The organism is Staphylococcus sp. HMSC034C12, assembly GCF_001835895.1.
Lineage (GTDB): Bacteria > Bacillota > Bacilli > Staphylococcales > Staphylococcaceae > Staphylococcus > Staphylococcus hominis.
This window is the reverse complement of the sequence record NZ_KV826358.1, coordinates 99,946-121,297: the sequence shown is the minus strand read 5'-3', so window position 1 is coordinate 121,297 and position 21,352 is coordinate 99,946. Positions and strand designations below refer to the sequence as shown.

General features: G+C 34.3%; 38 protein-coding genes. 2 read left to right on the top strand and 36 right to left on the bottom strand.

Annotated features, from left to right (window positions below):
- Positions 1–58 precede the first annotated feature (58 nt).
- Entirely contained in the window at positions 59–814 is a 756-nt protein-coding gene (locus HMPREF2629_RS10090) for a DeoR/GlpR family DNA-binding transcription regulator (RefSeq protein ID WP_019835773.1), read from the bottom strand.
- A gap of 205 nt (positions 815–1,019) precedes the next feature.
- On the opposite strand from HMPREF2629_RS10090, the gene HMPREF2629_RS10085 reads away from it, so the two are divergent.
- Complete coding sequence (locus HMPREF2629_RS10085) at positions 1,020–1,754, top strand: NAD-dependent protein deacylase (protein WP_019835774.1); 735 nt, start codon at positions 1,020–1,022, stop codon at positions 1,752–1,754.
- Between the two features lie 161 nt (positions 1,755–1,915).
- Here the strand turns inward: HMPREF2629_RS10085 and rpsI are convergent, their stop codons facing one another.
- From rpsI to rpsJ, 35 genes are all read right to left on the bottom strand, one after another.
- Entirely contained in the window at positions 1,916–2,308 is a 393-nt protein-coding gene (gene rpsI / locus HMPREF2629_RS10080; protein WP_002448344.1) for a 30S ribosomal protein S9, read from the bottom strand.
- 19 nt (positions 2,309–2,327) lie between these two features.
- Positions 2,328–2,765, bottom strand: coding sequence for a 50S ribosomal protein L13 (gene rplM, locus HMPREF2629_RS10075; protein ID WP_002448612.1), 438 nt, complete (start codon positions 2,763–2,765; stop codon positions 2,328–2,330).
- Positions 2,766–3,015: 250 nt separating this feature from the next.
- Positions 3,016–3,819, bottom strand: a complete 804-nt coding sequence (truA, locus tag HMPREF2629_RS10070) for a tRNA pseudouridine(38-40) synthase TruA (protein ID WP_048679181.1) — start codon at positions 3,817–3,819, stop codon at positions 3,016–3,018.
- 4 nt (positions 3,820–3,823) lie between these two features.
- Positions 3,824–4,630, bottom strand: coding sequence for an energy-coupling factor transporter transmembrane component T family protein (locus HMPREF2629_RS10065; protein ID WP_049414047.1), 807 nt, complete (start codon positions 4,628–4,630; stop codon positions 3,824–3,826).
- Positions 4,620–5,483 (bottom strand): energy-coupling factor transporter ATPase, encoded by an 864-nt coding sequence (locus tag HMPREF2629_RS10060; protein ID WP_019835776.1) that lies wholly within the window; start codon positions 5,481–5,483, stop codon positions 4,620–4,622. Before HMPREF2629_RS10060 ends, HMPREF2629_RS10065 begins: the two co-directional genes overlap by 11 nt.
- Positions 5,480–6,292, bottom strand: coding sequence for an energy-coupling factor transporter ATPase (locus tag HMPREF2629_RS10055; RefSeq protein ID WP_048762077.1), 813 nt, complete (start codon positions 6,290–6,292; stop codon positions 5,480–5,482). The genes HMPREF2629_RS10060 and HMPREF2629_RS10055 overlap by 4 nt, the downstream gene beginning before the upstream one ends.
- 301 nt (positions 6,293–6,593) lie before the next feature.
- A complete protein-coding gene (gene rplQ, locus HMPREF2629_RS10050; protein ID WP_002448491.1) occupies positions 6,594–6,965 on the bottom strand; it encodes a 50S ribosomal protein L17 in 372 nt (123 codons plus the stop codon).
- A 21-nt stretch (positions 6,966–6,986) separates the two neighbouring features.
- Positions 6,987–7,931, bottom strand: a complete 945-nt coding sequence (locus tag HMPREF2629_RS10045) for a DNA-directed RNA polymerase subunit alpha (RefSeq protein WP_002448356.1) — start codon at positions 7,929–7,931, stop codon at positions 6,987–6,989.
- An 82-nt stretch (positions 7,932–8,013) separates the two neighbouring features.
- On the bottom strand, positions 8,014–8,403 hold the full coding sequence (gene rpsK, locus HMPREF2629_RS10040; RefSeq protein ID WP_000101625.1) for a 30S ribosomal protein S11: 390 nt from the start codon (positions 8,401–8,403) through the stop codon (positions 8,014–8,016).
- A gap of 23 nt (positions 8,404–8,426) precedes the next feature.
- A complete protein-coding gene (gene rpsM / locus HMPREF2629_RS10035) occupies positions 8,427–8,792 on the bottom strand; it encodes a 30S ribosomal protein S13 (RefSeq protein ID WP_002448629.1) in 366 nt (121 codons plus the stop codon).
- Positions 8,793–8,814: 22 nt separating this feature from the next.
- A complete protein-coding gene (rpmJ, locus tag HMPREF2629_RS10030) occupies positions 8,815–8,928 on the bottom strand; it encodes a 50S ribosomal protein L36 (protein WP_001829709.1) in 114 nt (37 codons plus the stop codon).
- Between the two features lie 31 nt (positions 8,929–8,959).
- On the bottom strand, positions 8,960–9,178 hold the full coding sequence (infA, locus tag HMPREF2629_RS10025; RefSeq protein ID WP_001829792.1) for a translation initiation factor IF-1: 219 nt from the start codon (positions 9,176–9,178) through the stop codon (positions 8,960–8,962).
- 199 nt (positions 9,179–9,377) lie between these two features.
- Positions 9,378–10,028, bottom strand: a complete 651-nt coding sequence (locus HMPREF2629_RS10020) for an adenylate kinase (protein WP_002448556.1) — start codon at positions 10,026–10,028, stop codon at positions 9,378–9,380.
- A gap of 18 nt (positions 10,029–10,046) precedes the next feature.
- On the bottom strand, positions 10,047–11,339 hold the full coding sequence (gene secY, locus HMPREF2629_RS10015) for a preprotein translocase subunit SecY (protein WP_070647306.1): 1,293 nt from the start codon (positions 11,337–11,339) through the stop codon (positions 10,047–10,049).
- Positions 11,339–11,779, bottom strand: coding sequence for a 50S ribosomal protein L15 (gene rplO / locus HMPREF2629_RS10010; RefSeq protein ID WP_017174842.1), 441 nt, complete (start codon positions 11,777–11,779; stop codon positions 11,339–11,341). Before rplO ends, secY begins: the two co-directional genes overlap by 1 nt.
- Positions 11,780–11,798: 19 nt before the next feature.
- A complete protein-coding gene (gene rpmD, locus HMPREF2629_RS10005; RefSeq protein WP_001096576.1) occupies positions 11,799–11,978 on the bottom strand; it encodes a 50S ribosomal protein L30 in 180 nt (59 codons plus the stop codon).
- Between the two features lie 16 nt (positions 11,979–11,994).
- Positions 11,995–12,495, bottom strand: a complete 501-nt coding sequence (gene rpsE / locus HMPREF2629_RS10000) for a 30S ribosomal protein S5 (protein WP_002448405.1) — start codon at positions 12,493–12,495, stop codon at positions 11,995–11,997.
- Positions 12,496–12,515: 20 nt separating this feature from the next.
- A complete protein-coding gene (rplR, locus tag HMPREF2629_RS09995; RefSeq protein ID WP_017174843.1) occupies positions 12,516–12,878 on the bottom strand; it encodes a 50S ribosomal protein L18 in 363 nt (120 codons plus the stop codon).
- Positions 12,879–12,909: 31 nt separating this feature from the next.
- A complete protein-coding gene (gene rplF / locus HMPREF2629_RS09990) occupies positions 12,910–13,446 on the bottom strand; it encodes a 50S ribosomal protein L6 (protein WP_002448579.1) in 537 nt (178 codons plus the stop codon).
- A gap of 24 nt (positions 13,447–13,470) precedes the next feature.
- The gene (gene rpsH / locus HMPREF2629_RS09985) at positions 13,471–13,869 is read right to left on the bottom strand and encodes a 30S ribosomal protein S8 (protein WP_002448514.1); all 399 of its coding nucleotides are present in this window, start codon (positions 13,867–13,869) and stop codon (positions 13,471–13,473) included.
- A 31-nt stretch (positions 13,870–13,900) separates the two neighbouring features.
- The gene (locus HMPREF2629_RS09980; protein WP_001140799.1) at positions 13,901–14,086 is read right to left on the bottom strand and encodes a type Z 30S ribosomal protein S14; all 186 of its coding nucleotides are present in this window, start codon (positions 14,084–14,086) and stop codon (positions 13,901–13,903) included.
- A gap of 22 nt (positions 14,087–14,108) precedes the next feature.
- Complete coding sequence (rplE, locus tag HMPREF2629_RS09975) at positions 14,109–14,648, bottom strand: 50S ribosomal protein L5 (RefSeq protein WP_002448593.1); 540 nt, start codon at positions 14,646–14,648, stop codon at positions 14,109–14,111.
- A 25-nt stretch (positions 14,649–14,673) separates the two neighbouring features.
- Positions 14,674–14,991 (bottom strand): 50S ribosomal protein L24, encoded by a 318-nt coding sequence (gene rplX, locus HMPREF2629_RS09970; RefSeq protein ID WP_002448459.1) that lies wholly within the window; start codon positions 14,989–14,991, stop codon positions 14,674–14,676.
- A 35-nt stretch (positions 14,992–15,026) separates the two neighbouring features.
- Complete coding sequence (rplN, locus tag HMPREF2629_RS09965) at positions 15,027–15,395, bottom strand: 50S ribosomal protein L14 (RefSeq protein ID WP_002432661.1); 369 nt, start codon at positions 15,393–15,395, stop codon at positions 15,027–15,029.
- Positions 15,396–15,426: 31 nt separating this feature from the next.
- Entirely contained in the window at positions 15,427–15,690 is a 264-nt protein-coding gene (gene rpsQ, locus HMPREF2629_RS09960) for a 30S ribosomal protein S17 (protein WP_002448443.1), read from the bottom strand.
- Positions 15,691–15,716: 26 nt separating this feature from the next.
- A complete protein-coding gene (gene rpmC / locus HMPREF2629_RS09955) occupies positions 15,717–15,926 on the bottom strand; it encodes a 50S ribosomal protein L29 (protein WP_000644737.1) in 210 nt (69 codons plus the stop codon).
- Positions 15,916–16,350 carry a 50S ribosomal protein L16 gene (rplP, locus tag HMPREF2629_RS09950; protein WP_002448374.1) on the bottom strand — a complete coding sequence of 145 codons (435 nt, stop codon included), beginning with the start codon at positions 16,348–16,350 and terminating at the stop codon, positions 15,916–15,918. The genes rpmC and rplP overlap by 11 nt, the downstream gene beginning before the upstream one ends.
- 2 nt (positions 16,351–16,352) lie before the next feature.
- A complete protein-coding gene (gene rpsC, locus HMPREF2629_RS09945) occupies positions 16,353–17,006 on the bottom strand; it encodes a 30S ribosomal protein S3 (RefSeq protein ID WP_017174845.1) in 654 nt (217 codons plus the stop codon).
- 23 nt (positions 17,007–17,029) lie between these two features.
- Entirely contained in the window at positions 17,030–17,383 is a 354-nt protein-coding gene (gene rplV, locus HMPREF2629_RS09940; RefSeq protein ID WP_001829734.1) for a 50S ribosomal protein L22, read from the bottom strand.
- 30 nt (positions 17,384–17,413) lie between these two features.
- Complete coding sequence (rpsS, locus tag HMPREF2629_RS09935; RefSeq protein WP_002448348.1) at positions 17,414–17,692, bottom strand: 30S ribosomal protein S19; 279 nt, start codon at positions 17,690–17,692, stop codon at positions 17,414–17,416.
- Positions 17,693–17,756: 64 nt separating this feature from the next.
- Positions 17,757–18,590 carry a 50S ribosomal protein L2 gene (rplB, locus tag HMPREF2629_RS09930; protein ID WP_002448473.1) on the bottom strand — a complete coding sequence of 278 codons (834 nt, stop codon included), beginning with the start codon at positions 18,588–18,590 and terminating at the stop codon, positions 17,757–17,759.
- Between the two features lie 36 nt (positions 18,591–18,626).
- Positions 18,627–18,902, bottom strand: a complete 276-nt coding sequence (gene rplW / locus HMPREF2629_RS09925) for a 50S ribosomal protein L23 (protein WP_002448403.1) — start codon at positions 18,900–18,902, stop codon at positions 18,627–18,629.
- A complete protein-coding gene (gene rplD / locus HMPREF2629_RS09920) occupies positions 18,902–19,525 on the bottom strand; it encodes a 50S ribosomal protein L4 (RefSeq protein WP_002448327.1) in 624 nt (207 codons plus the stop codon). Before rplD ends, rplW begins: the two co-directional genes overlap by 1 nt.
- 27 nt (positions 19,526–19,552) lie before the next feature.
- The gene (gene rplC, locus HMPREF2629_RS09915) at positions 19,553–20,215 is read right to left on the bottom strand and encodes a 50S ribosomal protein L3 (RefSeq protein WP_002448523.1); all 663 of its coding nucleotides are present in this window, start codon (positions 20,213–20,215) and stop codon (positions 19,553–19,555) included.
- Between the two features lie 27 nt (positions 20,216–20,242).
- Positions 20,243–20,551, bottom strand: coding sequence for a 30S ribosomal protein S10 (gene rpsJ, locus HMPREF2629_RS09910; RefSeq protein ID WP_001118667.1), 309 nt, complete (start codon positions 20,549–20,551; stop codon positions 20,243–20,245).
- 385 nt (positions 20,552–20,936) lie between these two features.
- Between rpsJ and HMPREF2629_RS09905 the strand changes: the two genes are divergently transcribed.
- The gene (locus tag HMPREF2629_RS09905) at positions 20,937–21,329 is read left to right on the top strand and encodes a hypothetical protein (protein ID WP_017174846.1); all 393 of its coding nucleotides are present in this window, start codon (positions 20,937–20,939) and stop codon (positions 21,327–21,329) included.
- Positions 21,330–21,352 lie beyond the last annotated feature (23 nt).

Sequence of the window (21,352 nt, the reverse complement as noted above, 5' to 3'; positions counted from 1 at the left end):
TTCAATTATCTAAAAAAATACCAAGATTGTTTAAATAAACAATCTTGGTATCATTCAATTAATGTATCACTTCTGTATAAGCTTTTAATTTTTGTACATTATCTTCATCATTTTTATCTACAACAACTGCTGTTAAATCTTCTAAATGACATAATTGGGTAAAATCTTCTTTTCCAATTTTTGAAGTATCAATTAATAAGTACTTTTCAAGTGAACGATGAAGTGCAAGTTGTTGTGTATACGCTTCGTCAATTGTAGAAGTGAGCACATCTGCATCTTTTATTCCATTACAACTAAAAAACATTTTACTAAATCGTTTTGTTTTAAGGAGCGTATTCGTCATTTCACCTACAAATGATTCAGTAAGTTCTCTCATTTCTCCACCTAATAAGTAAACTTTAAAATTTAGCGAACGCTTTTCAAATAATATTTGAAATACTGGAAAACAATTCGTAATCACTGTTAATGACTCTCGATCTATTAATTGAGCCAGTAACTCGATTGTTGTTCCAGGTCCCAAAAAAATCGTATCGTTTTCTTCAATTAAGTTAACAGCTTTCCTTGCGACAGCACGTTTTTCTTCAATATTCTCTGTGTGCTTTTCTTGATGAGACTTTTCTTTAATTTGAAAAGCTGAATTACTACGTGCACCGCCATGTATTTTAGTTAGTAATCCTTTTTCTTCTAGTTCAGCTAAATCACGACGTACTGTCATATCAGATACGTTAAGATCCTCAACGATTTCATTTGTCCTAACCGTTCCTTTTTGATTTACGAGTTTAGTAATTTCTTCTAAACGATCGTATTTATTCATTCAAATTCTCACATCCAACTTATTTTATTAAACATGTCCATATAAAATGAACACATATATCTCATAAAGATTTTAAGCGCAATTTCATTCTATACTATTACTTGTTTTAAAACTAGAAAATAAAGGTAAAAATATGTTGTAATAATAGTATAAAATTCATTTTAAAAAAGTTATATTAGTCATTATTATAAACGAGGTGCTCAGATTGAGTAATAAAATCGAAAAATTAAAAGAAATTGTTGATAAATCAAACAAAATTGTATTTTTTACTGGTGCGGGTGTATCAGTTGCAAGTGGCATACCTGATTTCCGTTCAATGGGTGGATTATTTGATGAAATTTCAAAAGAGGGTTATTCACCTGAATATTTATTAAGTGTTGATCATTTAAATGATAATAAAGAAAGCTTTATCGACTTTTATCATAAACGACTACTAGTAGCTGATAAAAAACCTAATATCGTTCATGAATGGATTGCAGAATTAGAAAAAGAAGGCAAATCTTTAGGTGTGATTACCCAAAATATCGATGGGTTACATGAAGATGCTGGAAGTGAACATATTGATGAAATTCATGGTACACTGAATCGCTTTTATTGCATCAATTGTGGAAAAGAATATACGAAATCATATGTTATGGAACACAAATTAAGATATTGTGAGAACTGCGGTGATGTCATTCGCCCTGATATCGTATTATACGGCGAAATGCTCGATCAGCCTACTGTCTTTAGAGCATTAGATAAAATCCAAAAAGCAGATACTGTCATTGTGTTAGGTTCATCCTTGGTCGTACAACCTGCTGCTGGCTTTATTTCTAACTTTACAGGAGACAATCTTGTAATTATTAATAGAGACGCTACACCGTATGATAGACAAGCAAGTTTAGTTATCCATAATGACATGACAGAAGTGGTTGATGAAGTTATGAAAAATAAATAGATAGACATGTGGCTAGTGTTTCTTAGAACTACTAGCCTTTTTTATATAAAAAAGCACTTCTCAAAGTTGAGAAGTGCTTTAAACATTTTAATTGAACACAAATTGCTGACGCAATTTGCATACTGAACTTGTAAGCAAACAAGTTTGCAACAATTCCAATATTAACGTTTTGAGAATTGTGGAGAACGACGTGCTTTTTTAAGACCTGGTTTTTTACGTTCTTTCATACGTGGGTCACGAGTTAATAAACCTGCGCGTTTTAAAGAACCTCTGTATTCTGGGTCAGCTTCTAATAATGCACGAGCGATACCATGACGGATAGCTTGAGCTTGTCCAGTGAAACCACCACCGTATACGTTAACTAATACATCATAGTTACCTTTAGTTTCTGTAACATCGAATGGTTGGTTTAAGTCTAAGATTAATGATTCGAATGGTAAGTATTCGCGTACGTCACGATCGTTAACAGTGATATTACCTTCACCTGGTACTAAACGTACACGTGCTACTGAGTTTTTACGACGGCCTGTGCCTCTATATTCAACTTGTGCCAATGTAATTTCCTCCTTCTAATTAACCACGTAATTCGTAGTTTTCTGGTTGTTGTGCAGCGTGTGGGTGTTCAGCGCCACTGTATACAAATAATTTTTTACCTTGTTTTTCACCTAAACGTGAACTTGGTAACATTCCTTTGATAGAAGTTTCAAGTAAACGAGCAGGGTTGTTACGTTTTAATTCACCAGCAGTCACTGATTTAATACCACCTGGGTGATTTGAGTGACGGTAGTAAACTTTATCTTGTTCTTTTTTACCAGTTAATTCGATTTTTTCAGCGTTGATGATGATTACATAGTCACCAGTATCAACGTGTGGTGTATAAGTTACTTTATTTTTACCGCGTAAGATAGATGCTACTTCTGATGATAAACGACCTAATGTTTGGCCTTCAGCATCGATAACATACCATTTGCGCTCAATGTTTGATTCATTTGCCATAAATGTTTGACGCATAATAATTATCCTCCTAAAAATAAATGCTTCGTCTTAGATTACAGGTACTCATCGCAGTCGAACCTACGAACGAGGCCTGCAATCTAGGTCATTCTGTTACGATTTCAAAGCGTAATGTTCATTTATTTTATTCCTGTCTAATCTGCTTATATATCTTGTAACACAATAAGTTTCCGGGGCTTATCGTGGGATGATATAAAACAATACCGTTAACTATCTTATATTTTATAAGCCCATTTGTCAATGCATATTAGTCATTTTGTAATGATTTTTTGTAATGTATTTTTATATCCTCACCAAAGTCATTTTTAAGTGCTTCTGGATCTAAATATATCTTTTCAAGATATAATCCTTCAGCGGGTGCTGTAAAAGGGACATTATCTCTATTTTTAGCTTTAAGCAGTTCAGGAACTTCGTTAGGTTGTCGCTTCCCTTTACCTACTTCTATTAAAAAAGCTACAAGTACGCGCACCATATTATATAAGAAACCAGAACCTGTGACGATATAGTCAAAACCTTCGTCCGTTTTTACAACTTCACTTTGGTATAGTGTACGTTCTTTACTTTCAACTTCAGTCTTTTGTGAACAAAATCCAGTAAAATCATGAGTTCCAATAAAGTGTTTAGCCGCTTCATTCATCTTATCTAAATCTAAGTCATCTTTTATAAATGTCTTAAGACCACTTTCAAATGGATTGCGATGTTCCGCTTGATACACTTTATAGCGATATCTCTTACCTACACAATCATAACGACAATGAAACGTGTCATCTACTTGTTTTACACTATTCACGTAAATATCCTCAGGTAACGCACTATTCATCGCATATTTCCATTGTTTAGGCTCAATATTCAATTCTGTGTCAAAATGAAAATACTGTTCATAAGCATGCACACCACGATCTGTGCGACTTGATGGATGTATACGCACATGCCGACGATGCATACGTTTTAAAATTTTTTCAAATTGTTGTTGAACAGTTCTACCTTGTTGTTGAATTTGAAAACCAAGAAATCCATGTCCTTGATACGCAATATTTACTAGTATGCGCAATGTCTTACACTCCCATATATTTTAATACAAATAATATCATTCCAATAGGTATCAGACTGAATAGACTCAAAGTATCTCTCTTATGCCATGACAACTTACGATAACTTGTACGTTGTACATTAGCATCATATCCTCTAACTTCCATTGCAATTGCTAATTCATCAGCTCTTTGAAAGGCAGAAATAAATAGCGGTATCATTAATGGAATGAAAGCTTTAATTCTTGTCATTAAACTACCCGAACTGATTTCAGAACCTCTTGATTTTTGAGCAAGAATAATTTTATCTAATTCATCCATCAATGTTGGAATAAACCTTAAAGCAATTGACATAATCATACTTAATTGATGCACAGGAATTTTAAATAGTTTCAATGGGGCCATTAACTTTTCAAAAGCATCAGTCAAGTCAATTGGACTTGTTGATAATGTCATAATTGTTGCAACCATAACAATTGTTATTAATCTTAAAGAAATAAAAATACCTTCTAATACCCCTGTACTATCAATTTTAATAAAACCTATTTCTAATAGCGTAGTCCCACCGTGAGTAAAGAAAATGTGCATTAAAAACGTAAAGATTAAGAAGAAAAATATCGGTGTTAATCCTTTAATTAAAAACCAAAATTGAATTTTAGCCATTTTCATAAAACATAGAATTAATAATATTACCCAAGCAAATGTAGCAAAAGAATGAGCAAAAAAGATAAAAATAATAAATACAAATACAAAAATCAACTTTGCTCTAGGATCAAGACGATGTATTACAGAGTTATTAGGTAAATAACGTCCTATAATAAGTTTATTTTTCATGTTCTTGCCACTCCTGATACAACGTTACAAACTCATCTTCATTTAAGGCAATATCATTAAACATGGTTTGATATTTATCTTCAACATCATATTGCAGTTGTACTACATCAGGCAATGCAATATGCCAATCTTTCAGTTTTTCGTGTTGTCTGAATAATGATTTAGGAGAGCACTGTTCTATTACTTTCCCTTGTCTCATTACAATGATTTCTTCTGCATATCGTGCCACATCATTCATATCGTGTGACACTAATATGACAGTTTTATGATGATTGACCTGAATTGATTTTATTAATTCCATCACTTGCTGACGACTTTTTGGGTCAAGTCCAGCAGTAGGCTCATCAAGAATAATTATATTCGGTTTCATTGCAAGGATAGAAACTAATGCAATTTTACGCATCTGACCACCTGACATTTCAAATGGCGATTGTTCCATAATATGATGATCAAAACCTAAATCTAAGAGTAACTGATACGCATATGACTTAACTTGTTCCACATTCATCTTAAAATTTTTAGGACCAAATGCCACTTCTCTTTCCACACTATCTTCAAACAATTGTGATTCAGGAAATTGAAAAACCAAACCTACTTGTTGTCTTAATTCTCGTAGATGCTTGTCTTTTGTTTTATGAGTAATCTCCTTATTATCAAAAGTAATACTACCTTTTGTTGGTTTTAATAGCCCATTAAAATGTTGAATGAGTGTGGATTTACCACTTCCTGTTTGACCAACAATCGCATAGTATTTACCTTGCTCAATTTTGAGATTGATATCATTTAAGGCTTGATATTCATAAGGAGTGCCTTTTTGATAAATATATGAAACATGATTAAATTGAATGGTCATAATTTATCAACCAGCCCTTCATATGTAGTGAATTCATCTTTAAAGCCTAGCTTTTGATTCATTTTCATTGCAAATGGTAAATCTAAGCCAATCTCTACTAAATACTGTGTATTTAAAAAAATAAAATTTGGCTTGCCTTCTTTGTAAACTTTGCCTTTATTCATAATGACGACATGGTCGCTTTCTAACGCTTCACTTAAATCATGAGTAATAGAAATAATCGTTAAATTTTTCTCTTGTTTAACTTGTCTAATTAATGAAAGTAAAGACTGTTTACCTTGGGGATCTAACATAGAGGTTGCTTCATCAAGAATGATGACATCTGGACTTAGTGCTAAGACTCCTGCAATAGCCACGCGTTGCTTTTGGCCTCCCGATAAAGAATGTGGTTCATATTCCATATATTCTTTCATATCTACATTATCTAAAGATTGAATGACGATTGCTTTCATTTTGTCATGAGATACTGCGTGATTCTCGAGTCCAAAAGCTACATCATATTCCACAATTGAACCTACAAATTGATTTTCTGGATTTTGAAAGACAATACCAATATGGCGTCTAACCTCTCTTAAATAATCAGGCGTAACTAAATGATTGTTATAAAAAATTTCTCCTTCAGTTGCTTGTTCTATTCCAACTATAAGTTTTGCAATTGTAGATTTCCCCGAACCATTATGTCCTACAATGGATGTCCATTGATGTTTTGGTATATTAAATGACACATCTTCTAAAGTGAAGGCCGCATCTTTTTGATATTGAAAATGTACATGTTTAAGTTCGATGATATTGTTATTATCAGTTTTCACAGCCTTCCTCCTTTATTAATAGTTACTACATTAGTTTACATGAATAAAAACTAGATGTACATGAGTAAACGTCTTTTATATATAAAAAGAGTCATGCCTCAAAAGCACGACTCTTTTTAATCATTATAGATTCATTAAAATTAAAAAAGCGCGCACCCCATCACATTTTAGTTGAGTTCACGCTTTATATTAGTATTTAGTTGATGGGGTACTCTGAGCTAGACAATATTTGTATGTGGCAAACATTATCGTTGCACTCATTTGCTTTAAATACAAGTAGTTAGTGTATTTATATATAAAATTAATCTACTAATTCGATGATAACTGATTCAGCACCGTCACCACGACGAGGACCTACTTTAAGAATACGAGTGTATCCACCTTGACGTTCTGCATAACGTTCAGCAATTTCACCAAATAATTTTTGAAGTGCAGTTTGTGTAGTTTCATCTTCATTTAAGATTTCAACATTACGTAATGTTTTAGCAGCATTACGACGAGATGCTAAGTCACCTTTTTTACCTAAAGTGATTAATTTCTCAACAACACTACGAACTTCTTTTGCACGAGCTTCTGTAGTTTCAATACGCTCACTTACGATAAGTGATGTAGCTAAGTCACGTAACATAGCTTTACGTTGATCAGAAGTACGACCTAATTTTCTGTAACCCATGAGTTAACCTCCTTTAACTTATTAATCTTCTTTTCTTAAACCTAATCCTAAATCTTCTAATTTATATTTAACTTCTTCAAGAGATTTACGACCTAAATTACGCACTTTCATCATATCAGCTTCAGACTTGTCCGCTAATTCTTGAACAGAATTGATGCCTGCACGTTTTAAACAGTTGTATGAACGTACTGATAAGTCTAATTCTTCGATAGACATTTCAAGTACTTTTTCTTTTTGATCTTCTTCTTTTTCAATCATGATTTCAGCATTTTGCGCTTCATCTGTAAGACCAACGAAAATATTTAAATGTTCAGTCATAATTTTAGCAGCTAATGAAACAGACTCTTGTGGAGTAATTGAACCATTAGTCCAAACATCTAAAGTTAATTTATCAAAATCACTACTTTGACCTACACGTGTATTTTCAACTGTATAGTTTACACGTTCAACAGGTGAATATAGTGAATCTACAGGAATTACACCAATTGGTAAATCACTAGTATTATTTTGTTCTGCTAATGCGTAACCTCTACCCTTATTAGCAACAAGACGAATTTTTAAATGTCCACCTTTAGACACTGTTGCAATTTTAAGTTCTGGGTTTAGAACTTCAACATCACTATCGTGAGTAATATCACTTGCTGTTACTTCGCCTTCATCTCTCACATCAATTTCTAATGTTTTATCTTCTTCAGAATAGATTTTTAATGCTAATTTTTTGATGTTCATAATAATTGTAGAAACATCTTCAACAACATTGTCTATAGCTGAAAATTCGTGTAAAACACCTTCAATTTCGATGTACTTAACGGCTGCACCTGGTAATGAAGATAGTAGGATACGACGTAAGGAGTTTCCTAGTGTAGTACCGTAGCCACGTTCAAGTGGTTCAACAACGAACTTACCGAATTTAGCATCTTCACTAATTTCAATTGTCTCAATTCTAGGTTTTTCAATTTCTATCATTTACAAAATCCTCCTTAATAACGTCGAATTAATTTTAAAATTGTTTCGCTCAGTGATTTGTAACAATAACAATCAATAAAAATTATACGCGACGACGTTTTGGTGGACGACAACCGTTGTGAGGTACTGGAGTAACGTCTCTGATTGCTGTTACTTCTAAACCAGCTGATTGTAATGCACGAATAGCTGATTCACGACCTGGTCCAGGTCCTTTTACTGTTACTTCAACAGTTTTCAAACCATGTTCCATTGCTGATTTTGAAGCAGTTTCAGATGCCATTTGAGCAGCGAATGGTGTTGATTTTTTTGATCCTTTGAAACCTAATGCACCAGCTGATGACCAAGATAAAGCATTACCAAATTCATCAGTGATAGTTACGATTGTATTGTTGAATGTTGAACGGATGTGTGCTACACCATTTTCAATATTCTTTTTAACTCTACGTTTACGAGATACTTGTTTACGTGCCATTTATATTTTGCCTCCTTTACCTATTATTTTTTCTTATTAGCTACAGTTTTAACTGGGCCTTTACGAGTACGAGCATTGTTTTTAGTTTTTTGACCACGAACTGGTAAACCACGACGGTGGCGAATACCACGGTATGATGAAATTTCCATTAAACGTTTAATGTTTAAGTTTTGTTCACGGCGTAAGTCACCTTCTACTTTATAACCGTCAACTACTTCACGGATACGACCTAATTCGTCATCTGTTAAATCTTTTACACGTGTATCAGCTGATACGTTAGCTTCTTCAACAATTTTTTTAGCTGTTGAAGTACCGATACCATATACGTAAGTTAATGAAATAACTACGCGTTTTTCACGTGGAATATCTACTCCTGCAATACGTGCCATATATTTTTACACCTCTCTTTTATTAACCTTGTCTTTGTTTGTGCTTAGGATTGTCACAAATTACCATAACTTTACCTTTACGTTTAATGACTTTACATTTTTCGCAAATAGGTTTTACTGATGGTCTTACTTTCATTTTTATACCTCCCTATATTATGGAGTGACGATTATTTATAACGATACGTAATTCTACCGCGTGATAAATCATACGGAGACATTTCTACTGTTACTTTGTCGCCAGGTAGAATACGAATATAATTCATTCTAATTTTACCACTTACATGTGCTAAAATTTCATGACCATTTTCTAATTCTACTTTAAACATAGCATTTGGTAAAGTATCAAGTACTGTACCTTCTAATTCTATTACATCTTGTTTCGCCATTGATTAACTTCCCCCTTTTTACAATAGTAAGGTAATCGTCAATAGACAACTTCAACGATACGAATCTAATATAGTGAATAGTTATTATAAGTTTAACAAAATGCGGGAATTATGATCGTCATACGACACTCAAAAAATAAATTCTTGCCAGAGAAACCTAATCAAAGTTCACATAAATCTAGATCGCACATTAGTTGAACTATTTTAATTGATCTAAGATATCAATGACATCTTTGGTTACTTCGTCAATATCTTTCGCACCATCAATGTTTTTCAATACGCCTTTTTCATCGTAGTACTCTAAAATTGGCTTAGATTGTTTAACATTAACGCTTAAACGATTAGATACTGTTTCTGGATTATCATCTTTACGTTGATAAAGTTTTCCACCATCGATATCACAAACACCATCAACCTTTGGAGGATTAAATACAAGATGATAAGTTGTACCACATTTCTCACAGATACGACGACCTGTAAGACGATTCATTAGCTCTTCCTCAGGAACTTCAATATTGATAACAGCATCAATATTTCTGTCAAGCTCAGACATAATATTGTTTAATGCCTCAGCTTGCTCAATCGTTCTAGGGAATCCATCTAATAAGAAACCTTTTTTTGCATCGTCTTCAGAAATTCTTTCTTTAACGATACCTACAGTAACTTCATCAGGGACTAATTCTCCACGATCCATGTATGATTTAGCTTCTTTACCTAAATCAGTTTCATCTTTAATCGCTTTTCTGAACATGTCACCAGTAGATATATGTGGTATTGGGAATTTCTTAACAATTTCACTCGCTTGAGTACCTTTACCAGCTCCAGGTAAACCCATTAAAATGATATTCATAAATTGCCCTCCTACAAATTATCTACCACCAAAGCCTTTATATTCTTTTTGACTCACTTGTGCTTCAAGTGATTTCATAGTTTCAATTGCTACACCAATAACGATTAATAAACTTGTACCACCAATTTGAATTGATTGAGGTAAATTCATAAATTTTGTCGCTATAATTGGAAGAATAGCAATAACTGCTAAGAAAATAGAGCCTACAAAAGTTAAGCGATAAAGTACTTTAGTAATATATTTTTTTGTTTGTTCCCCAGGTCTAATTCCTGGTACATAACTACCTTGTTTTTTCAAGTTGTCAGCCATTTTTTCAGGATTAACTTGAACAAAGGCATAGAAATATGCAAATGCAATAATTAATATAACATAAACAATCATACCATAAGTGTTTGAAGGGTTAGCATATTCTGCAATATTTTGCGCCCAATCAGCTTTAGGGAAGAACAATGTTAATGTTCTTGGCAATAAGAAGAATGCCATCGCAAAGATGACTGGAATAACCCCTGCAGAGTTTACTTTTAAAGGTAGATATGTTGCTTGTGATCCTAAACGTTGTGCAGATTGTTTTTTAGCATACTGAATTGGAATTTTACGTTTCGCTTCCAATACATAAATCGCTCCAATTGTTAATAAAATTAATCCAACAATTAAACCGATGACTTTTAACCATGCTAACGTTGTATCGTCATTACCAACAAATGCTTGTTGCACAAATTGGATAATTGATGATGGCAACGTTGATAAAATACCTGCAAAGATAATGATTGAAATACCATTACCTACACCAAACTGTGTAATTTGATCACCAAGCCAAATTAAAAATGCAGTTCCAGTTGTTAAAACTACAGCAATCAATAAATAACTCATGACAGATTGATGAATAATCAATTTACCGCCTAAATAGTTATTAAATTGAAATGCCATACCAATTGACTGTATAAATGCCAATATGATAGCGAAATAACGTGTTACATTGCTAAGCTTTCTTTTACCTACTTCACCTTGTTTAGCCCATTCAGTAAATTTAGGGACAATGTCCATTTGTAATAATTGCATTACGATAGAAGCAGTGATGTACGGCATTATACCCATAGCAAAGATAGAAAAGTTCTTTAAGGCTCCGCCACCAAACGTATTAAGAAGAGCAGCGACACCTTGATCAGAACCTTGCTGTTCAAAAGGCTCAGGATTAACTCCAGGAGCCGGAATATAAGTTCCTATTTTGAATATTACTAACATTGCTAATGTGAAGAAAATCTTGTTTCGAACTTCTTTAGTTTTAAAGAAGCTCACAAACGTTTGAAACATTAGATCACCTCGTGTGCTCCACCTTTAGCATCGATAGCTTCAACCGCTGAAGCTGAGAATTTGTGAGCTTTCACTGTCAATTTTTTATCAAGTGAACCATTACCTAGTACTTTAATACCAGATTTTTCATTCTTAACCACACCAGTTTCAACTAATAAAGCTGGAGTTACTTCAGTACCATCTTCAAATTGATTAAGTTGGTCTAAGTTAACAATAGCATATTCTTTACGATTAATGTTAGTGAAACCTCGTTTTGGTAAACGACGGAATAAAGGTAATTGTCCACCTTCAAATCCTGGTCTTACGCTACCACCTGAACGTGCTTTTTGACCTTTTTGACCGCGACCACTAGTTTTACCATTACCTGTACCAGCACCACGACCTACACGATTACGTACACGACGTGAACCTTCAGCTGATTTTAACTCATGTAATTTCATTATTTAGGCACCTCCTTAATTATTTTTCTTCAACTGTTAATAAGTGTTTAACTTTGTTGATTTGCCCACGAATTGCAGGGTTATCTTCAACAACTACTGAACTATTAGTCTTTTTAAGACCTAACGCTTCAACAGTTTTACGTTGTGTTTCAGGACGACCAATAACACTACGAGTGAGGGTAATTTGTAATTTAGCCATTATTTATTTTCCCTCCTTAATTATATAATTCTTCTACTGATTTGCCACGTAATTTCGCAACATCTTCAGCGTTTTTAAGGTTTTGTAAACCATTTAATGTCGCACGTACCATGTTGATAGGTGTATTTGAACCTAATGATTTACTTAAGATATCAGTGATACCTGCTAATTCTAATACGGCACGTACTGGACCACCAGCGATAACTCCTGTACCAGGTGCAGCTGGTTTCATAAATACGCTACCAGAACCATAACGGCCAGTGATAGTGTGAGGAGTTGTTCCTTCTACACGTGGAACTACTACTAAATCTTTTTTAGCTGCTTCTACAGCTTTTTTAATAGCTTCTGGTACCTCTTGAGCTTTACCAGTACCGAAACCTACACGACCATTTTTATCTCCTACTACTACTAATGCAGTGAAACGGAAACGACGTCCACCTTTAACAACTTTAGCAACACGATTAATTGTAACAACGCGTTCTTCAAATTCTTTCGTTTCTTCTTCTCTACGAGCCATGTATTTGTCCCTCCTTTAAATTAAAATTCTAATCCGTTTTCTCTCGCAGCTTCAGCTAACGCTTTAACGCGACCATGATATAAATAGCCACCACGATCAAATACGATTTCTTTGATACCTTTATCTGAAGCTTTTTTAGCGATTACTTCACCAACTTTAGTTGATAAATCAACTTTAGAAGTAGAATCACTAGCGATATCTTTATCTTGAGATGAAGCTTGTACTAAAGTTTCACCTTTAACATCATCAATAATTTGTGCATAAATATGTTTGTTTGAACGGTATACATTTAAACGTGGTTTTTCAGCTGTACCTGATAATTTAGTACGCACACGAGCATGTCTTTTCAAACGCACTTTGTTTTTATCAATTTTACTGATCATTGTATTACTCCTTTCTTTAGAGAGTTATCTATTATTTACCAGTTTTACCTTCTTTACGGCGAACATATTCACCTTGGTAACGGATACCTTTTCCTTTATAAGGTTCTGGAGGTCTTACTGAACGAATATTAGAAGCGATAGCTCCAACTTGTTCTTTAGATACACCAGATACTGTAACAGTTGTATTTTTCTCTACTGCGAAAGTAATGCCATCTTCAGCTTTAATTTCAACAGGATGAGAGTAACCAACGTTTAATACTAAGTCATTACCTTGCATTTGAGCACGGTAACCTACACCAACAAGTTCAAGAGTTTTAACAAAACCTTGAGAAACACCTTGTACCATATTATTTAATAACGCACGAGTTGTACCGTGAACTGTTCTATCTTCTTTAGAATCAGTAGGTCTTACAACTTCTAGAGTGTTTTCATCTTGTTTAAAAGTCATTCTTTCATCAAAAGTTCTAGTTAATTCACCTTTAGGACCTTTTACAGTAGCTGTTTGTCCGTCAAAAGTTACTGTAACGTCACTAGGGATGTCAATAATTTTCTTACCAACACGACTCATGTTATGGCACCTCCTTATTTATTATTACCAAACGTATGCGATGATTTCTCCACCAACGTTACGTTTTCTAGCTTCTTTATCAGTGATAACACCTTCAGAAGTTGAAACTAATGCGATACCTAAACCATTTAATACTTTAGGCACTTCGTTCGCTTTAGCATATACACGTAAACCTGGTTTTGAGATACGTTTTAATCCTGTGATAACACGTTCATTATTTTGACCATATTTTAAGAATAAACGAATAACACCTTGTTTATCATCTTCAACGTATTCTACGTTTTTAATGAAACCTTCATTTTTTAAGATTTCAGCAATTTGTTTTTTAATATTTGATGCAGGTAATTCTAATTTCTCGTGACGCACCATGTTTGCGTTTCTTACACGAGTAAGCATATCTGCGATTGGATCTGTCATAGTCATTTATTGTTGCCTCCTTTCAAACTCTTTTATCTTACCAGCTAGCTTTACGTACGCCAGGAATTTGGCCTTTATAAGCTAATTCACGGAAACAAATACGGCATAATTTAAATTTACGATATACAGAATGTGGACGACCACAGCGTTCACAACGAGTATATTCACGTACTGCATATTTTTGTTTTTTCTGTTGCTTAGCAACCATAGAAGTTTTAGCCACTTAATTAGCCTCCTTTTAGAGATTATTTACGAAATGGCATACCGAAGTTTGTTAACAATTCACGAGCTTCCTCGTCAGTGTTAGCAGTTGTTACGATAACAATATCCATTCCTCTTACTTTACTTACTTTATCATAATCGATTTCTGGGAAAATTAATTGTTCTTTAATTCCTAAAGTGTAGTTACCACGACCATCGAAAGCTGTTTTAGAAACACCTTGGAAGTCACGTACACGAGGTAATGAAACTGCGATTAATTTATCTAAGAATTCATACATTCTTTCTCCGCGAAGTGTTACTTTTGCACCGATTGGCATACCTTCACGTAAACGGAATGTTGCAACTGATTTTTTTGCTTTAGTGATTAATGGTTTTTGTCCAGTGATTAATTCTAACTCTTCAACAGCATTATCTAACACTTTAGAGTTTTGAACTGCATCACCAACACCCATATTTACAACGATTTTTTCGATTTTTGGTACTTCCATTACTGAACTATAGTTGAATTTTTTAACTAAGTTTTGAGTAACTTCAGTATTATATCTTTCTTTTAAACGGTTCAAAGTGGATCCTCCTTTCAACTAGTTATTAATTATTAGATTTGATTTCTTCGCCAGATTTTTTAGCGATACGAACTTTTTTACCATCTACAAATTTGTAACCAACACGAGTTGGTTCATTTGTTTTAGGATCTAATAATTGTACGTTAGAAACATGGATTGCTGCCTCTGTTTCTAAGATTCCACCTTCAGGATTTAATTGAGTTGGTTTTTGGTGTTTTTTAATAACGTTAACACCTTCCACAACGACGCGGTCTTTTTTAGGTTCAGTAGCGATTACTTTACCTTCTTTACCTTTATCTTTACCTGCGATAACTTTAACGTTGTCACCTTTTTTGATATGCATGTGGGCACCTCCTTAAATATTATGGTTTTAATAAATTATAGTACTTCTGGTGCTAATGATACGATTTTCATGAAGTTACCTTCACGTAATTCACGAGCAACAGGACCAAAGATACGAGTACCACGTGGGCCTTTGTCATCACGAATAATGACACATGCATTTTCATCAAATTTGATATAAGAACCATCGTTACGACGTACGCCTGATTTAGTTCTAACAACAACAGCTTTCACAACGTCGCCTTTTTTAACAACGCCACCTGGTGTTGCATTTTTAACAGTACATACGATGATATCGCCAATGTTCGCTGTTTTGCGACCAGATCCACCTAATACTTTGATTGTAAGTACTTCACGAGCACCAGAGTTGTCTGCTACTTTTAAACGCGTTTCTTGTTGGATCATTAGTTAAACCTCCCTTATCTCTAATCTTGTATTAAATAATTACTGATTCTTCAACAATTTCTACTAAACGGAAACGTTTTGATGCTGATAAAGGACGAGTTTCTTGAATTCTAACAATATCTCCTAATTTAGCTGAATTGTTTTCATCATGAGTTTTATATTTTTTAGAGTATTTTACTCGTTTACCGTATAATTTGTGTGTTTTGTAAGTTTCAACAAGTACAGTAATTGTTTTGTCCATTTTATCAGAAACAACTTTACCTACATAAACTTTACGATCGTTTCTTTCACTCACTTTTGTAACCTCCTCTTTCTTATACTTTATTGATTAGCTTTACTTTGTTCAATTTCTCTTTCACGAGCAACAGTTTTTAGACGTGCAATTGTTTTTCTAACTGTACGAATACGTGCAGTTTCTTCTAATTGACCTGTAGCTAACTGAAAGCGTAGGTTAAAAAGCTCTTCTTTTGAAGATTTGATTTGTTCTTCGATTTCTGAAGTGGTTAAGTCTCTAATTTCCTTAGCTTTCATTTGTTTCACCACCCAATTCTTCACGTTTTACAAACTTAGTTTTTACTGGAAGTTTGTGACTTGCTAAACGTAATGCTTCACGAGCTACATCTTCAGATACACCAGCGATTTCAAATAAAATACGACCTGGTTTTACAACTGCGATCCAGCCTTCAACAGCACCTTTACCAGCACCCATACGTACTTCTAAAGGTTTTTTAGTGTAAGGCGTATGTGGGAAGATTTTAATCCAAACTTTCCCGCCACGTTTCATGTAACGTGTCATAGCGATACGAGCAGATTCGATTTGACGAGATGTGATCCAAGAAGTTGTTGTAGCTTGTAAACCATACTCACCAAATGTTACAAAGTTACCGCCTTTAGAACGACCAGTTGTTTTTGGACGATGTTGACGACGATATTTAACACGTTTTGGTAGTAACATTATTATTTTCCTCCTTCACTAGTATTCTTAGTAGGAAGAACTTCACCACGATAAATCCATACTTTAACACCTAATTTACCATAAGTAGTGTCTGCTTCAGCATGTGCATAATCAATGTCAGCACGTAAAGTATGAAGTGGAACAGTTCCTTCTGAATATTGTTCAGCACGAGCAATGTCAGCTCCGCCTAAACGACCTGATACTTGAGTTTTGATACCTTTTGCACCAAGTTTCATAGCTCTTGTAATAGCTTGTTTTTGTACACGACGGAATGAAGCACGATTTTCTAATTGACGTGCGATATTTTCTGCTACTAAACGAGCATCCATATCAACTTTTTTAATTTCCACAACGTTGATGTGTACTTTTTTATCAGTTAAGTTATTTAATTTATTACGAAGTTTTTCAATTTCTGAACCGCCTTTACCAATTACCATACCAGGTTTACCAGTGTGGATTGCGATGTTAATACGGTTAGCAGCACGTTCAATGTCAACGTGAGAAACTGACGCTTCTTTTAATTCGTTATCAATGAATTTACGGATTCTTAAATCTTCGTGTAATAAAGAAGCGAAATCTTTTTCAGCGTACCATTTAGCTTCCCAATCACGGATAACTCCAACACGAAGTCCGATAGGATTAATTTTTTGACCCACAGTATTCCCTCCTTAAATAGTTATTAAGCTTCTTTAGCTTCTTCTTTACCGTCACTTACGACGATTGTAATGTGGCTTGTACGTTTGTTGATTGCACTTGCACGACCTTGTGCACGTGGACGGAAACGTTTTAAAGTTGGTCCTTCATTTGCATATGCTTCTTTAACAACTAATTCATCTGTATTCATGTCATAGTTATGTTCAGCATTTGCTAAAGCGGACATTAATACTTTTTCAATTACTGGTGATGAAGCTTTATTAGTTAATTTTAAAATAGCAATAGCTTCTCCAGCATTTTTACCTCTAATTAAGTCAAGAACTAATCTTACTTTACGAGGTGCGATTCTGATTGTTCTAGCAACCGCTTTTGCTTCCATTAGGATATCCTCCTCTACTTATATATATTATTATCTACTAGTTTTTTTATCGTCAGCTGCATGTCCTTTAAATGTACGAGTTGGAGCAAATTCACCTAATTTGTGACCAACCATATCTTCAGTTACATAAACAGGTACATGTTTACGACCATCATATACTGCAAAAGTATGACCGATGAAATTTGGGAAAATTGTAGAACGACGTGACCATGTTTTGATTACTTGTTTCTTTTCACTTCCGTCTTGAGCTTCTACTTTTTTCATTAAATGATCATCAACGAAAGGTCCTTTTTTAATACTACGAGCCATTTGGGCGCCTCCCTTCTTATTGTGTGCGTGCAGCTGTTAAGCCGCACACTCAAATAAGTTGTTATTATTTTCTCTTACGTCCACGAACGATAAGTTTATCAGATGATTTTTTACCGCGACGTGTTTTCTTACCAAGCGTTGGTTTACCCCATGGTGACATTGGAGATGGTCTACCGATAGGAGCACGACCTTCACCACCACCGTGTGGGTGATCGTTAGGGTTCATTACAGAACCACGAACTGTTGGACGGATACCTTTCCATCTTGAACGACCAGCTTTACCAGCGTTAACAAGTTCATGTTGTAAGTTACCAACTTGACCGATTGTAGCACGGCAAGTAGATAAAATCATACGTACCTCACCAGAACGTAATCTGATTAATACATATTTACCTTCTTTACCAAGTACTTGTGAACTTGCACCTGCTGAACGAGCAATTTGTCCACCTTTACCAGGTTTTAATTCGATATTATGAATTACAGTACCAACTGGAATATTTTGTAATGGTAAAGCATTACCAACTTTGATATCTGCTTCAGCACCACTTTCAACTGTTTGGCCTACTTGTAATCCTTTTGGTGCAATAATGTAACGTTTTTCACCATCAGCATATACTAATAAAGCAATGTTAGCTGAACGGTTTGGATCATATTGAATTGAATCAACTTTAGCAGTGATTCCGTCTTTATTACGTTTGAAGTCAATTACACGATATTGACGTTTATGTCCTCCACCATGGTGACGAACTGTTAATTTACCTTGATTGTTACGACCCGCTTTTTTCGGTAGCGGTTGTAATAATGACTTTTCAGGTGTAGTCTTCGTGATTTCAGCGAAGTCTAACGTAGTCATATTACGACGACCATTTGTAATTGGCTTATATTTTTTAAGAGCCATTGTCGCTTACCTCCTTAATGGTAATATTATTTTATTTTAGTTGAATAAGTCGATTGAACCTTCTTTAAGTTTTACAATCGCTTTTCTTCTTTTATTTGTATAGCCTTGATAACGGCCCATACGTTTTTTCTTTGGTTTGTAGTTGATGATATTTACACTTTCAACTTTAACGTCGAAAATTTCTTCAACTGCAATTTTAACTTGAGTTTTGTTAGCACGAGTATCTACGTCAAAAGTATATTTATCTTCAGCCATTGCTTCAGAAGATTTTTCAGTGATTACGGGGCGCTTAAGAACATCTCTAGCTTCCATTATCCGAGCACCTCCTCAACTTTTTTCGCAGCTGATTCAGTAATGATTACACTGTCAGCGCTAGTGATATCTAATACGTTTAATCCTTGAGCAGTACTTACTTGTACGCCAGGAATATTACGTGCAGATAATTCAACATTTACATCTTCGTTTTCTGTTACTACTAACACTTTTTTAGGTTGTTCAAGTGTAGTTAAAACATTTTTAAATTCTTTTGTTTTTGGTGCATCAAAACCAAAAGTATCAACGATTGTAAAGTTGTTTTCTTGAACTTTGAAAGATAATGCAGAACGTAATGCTAAACGACGCATTTTCTTAGGCATTTTGTATGAATAGCTTCTTGGAGTTGGTCCGAAAACGATACCACCACCACGCCATTGTGGAGCACGGATTGTACCTTGACGTGCACGTCCTGTACCTTTTTGTCTCCATGGTTTACGTCCACCACCACGAACAGCTGAACGATTTTTCACTGCGTGTGTACCTTGACGTAAAGAAGCACGTTGTAAATTGATTGCTTCGAAAAGAACACTGTTGTTTGGTTCGATTGCGAAAACTGAATCGCTTAATTCAACTGAACCAGATTTTGATCCGTCTACTTTTAATACATCATAATTAGCCATTATGCTTTTTCCTCCTTTCGCTACTTATTATTTATTACCTTTTTTAATTGAAGATTTAATTTCTACAAAACCTTTTTTAGGTCCAGGTACATTACCTTTTACTAAAATAACATTGTTATCAGTATCAACTTGAACAACTTCTAAGTTTTGAACTGTAACTGTGTTACCGCCCATACGTCCAGGCATTTTTTGACCTTTAAATACTCTTGAAGCATCTGAAGCCATACCTACTGAACCTGGTGCTCTGTGGAAATGAGAACCGTGAGCCATTGGTCCACGACCTTGACCATGACGTTTAATTGCACCTTGGAAACCTTTACCTTTTGAAGTTCCTGTAACATCAATAATGTCTCCAGCTTCAAAAGTATCTACTGTGACTTCTTGACCTACTTCGTATTCATCAACATTAACGTTTCTGAATTCACGAATGAAGCGCTTAGGTGCTGCGCCAGCTTTTTTAGCGTGACCTTCAGCTGGTTTATTTGCATATTTATTTGATTTAGCATCTTTTTTATATGCTTGTTTGTCTGCAAAACCTACTTGGATAGCATTGTAGCCATCAACTTCTTCAGTTTTCTTTTGTAATACTACGTTTTGATTTGCTTCTACTACTGTAACAGGGATTAATTCACCGTTTTCTCCGAATACTTGTGTCATCCCAATTTTTCTTCCTAAGATTCCTTTGGTCATCGAAAGTCCACCTCCTAAATTGATCTATTATAATTTAATTTCGATGTCTACACCAGATGGTAAGTTTAAGCCCATTAAAGCATCAACTGTTTTTGGTGTTGGGTTAACAATGTCGATTAAACGTTTGTGTGTACGTTGTTCGAATTGTTCACGAGAATCTTTATACTTGTGCACCGCACGAATAATTGTATAAACAGATTTTTCTGTTGGTAACGGAATTGGTCCAGATACATCTGCACCAGAACGTTTAGCAGTTTCAACAATCTTTTCTGCTGATTGATCAATTACACGGTGATCATAAGCTTTTAATCTGATTCTGATTTTTTGTTTTGCCATAATTTTCCCTCCTTGTTCGTCTACATTGAAGTGATAGACTTCTCCACGAAAACTATCTCACACAACGCCATGGCAAAGCGGCCGGGTGTGTCAGTAACCTTTCGCTTCATCGCTTTCTTCAAGTCCAACATTAAATATGTTACAAGAAAAACACTGATAAATCAAGGTTTTTCTTTAACTTTTTTTATTTACGTCTAACACATACTTAAGTATTGTACTGGAAATTTTTATGTAGTTCAACCATTTTGAGTAAATTTTTTCCCTTTTTTCTATAAACCTTTATAATAGATATAGAGAGTAATGAATTTTGAAATTATAGCTATACATTTTTAATGCTAATTTATTTTAAAATTCATGAACTTTATCGGAGGTGAATATAATATAAATGAAAAGAAATGTGAAACTTACTTTAGCAATTATTAGTATCTTCTTAATAGCTAGTGAATTTTTCTATGGTATTCCTTTTTTAGGAGGCTCAGTTATTCTTGGGTTTGGTTGGCAACCTTTATTATTAAATGCTTTACTTTATCTTATTTTAGGAATCATTCTATTAGTAGATTCTCAAAACACAATTAAGCCAATGGCAATGATTCCATTTATTGGATTAATTGGATCATTTGTTGCTTTTCTACCTATTATTGGTATGTTTACGCATTGGATACTATTTTTCTTAATGGTATTCTTTATATTTGTTGTACTCAACGCCCCAACTTACATTCCTAATAAAGATTCTAAAGTTATTTATACACAATACAAAAAAGATGATAAAAATAATTAATAATTTCAATATTAAAAAGACAC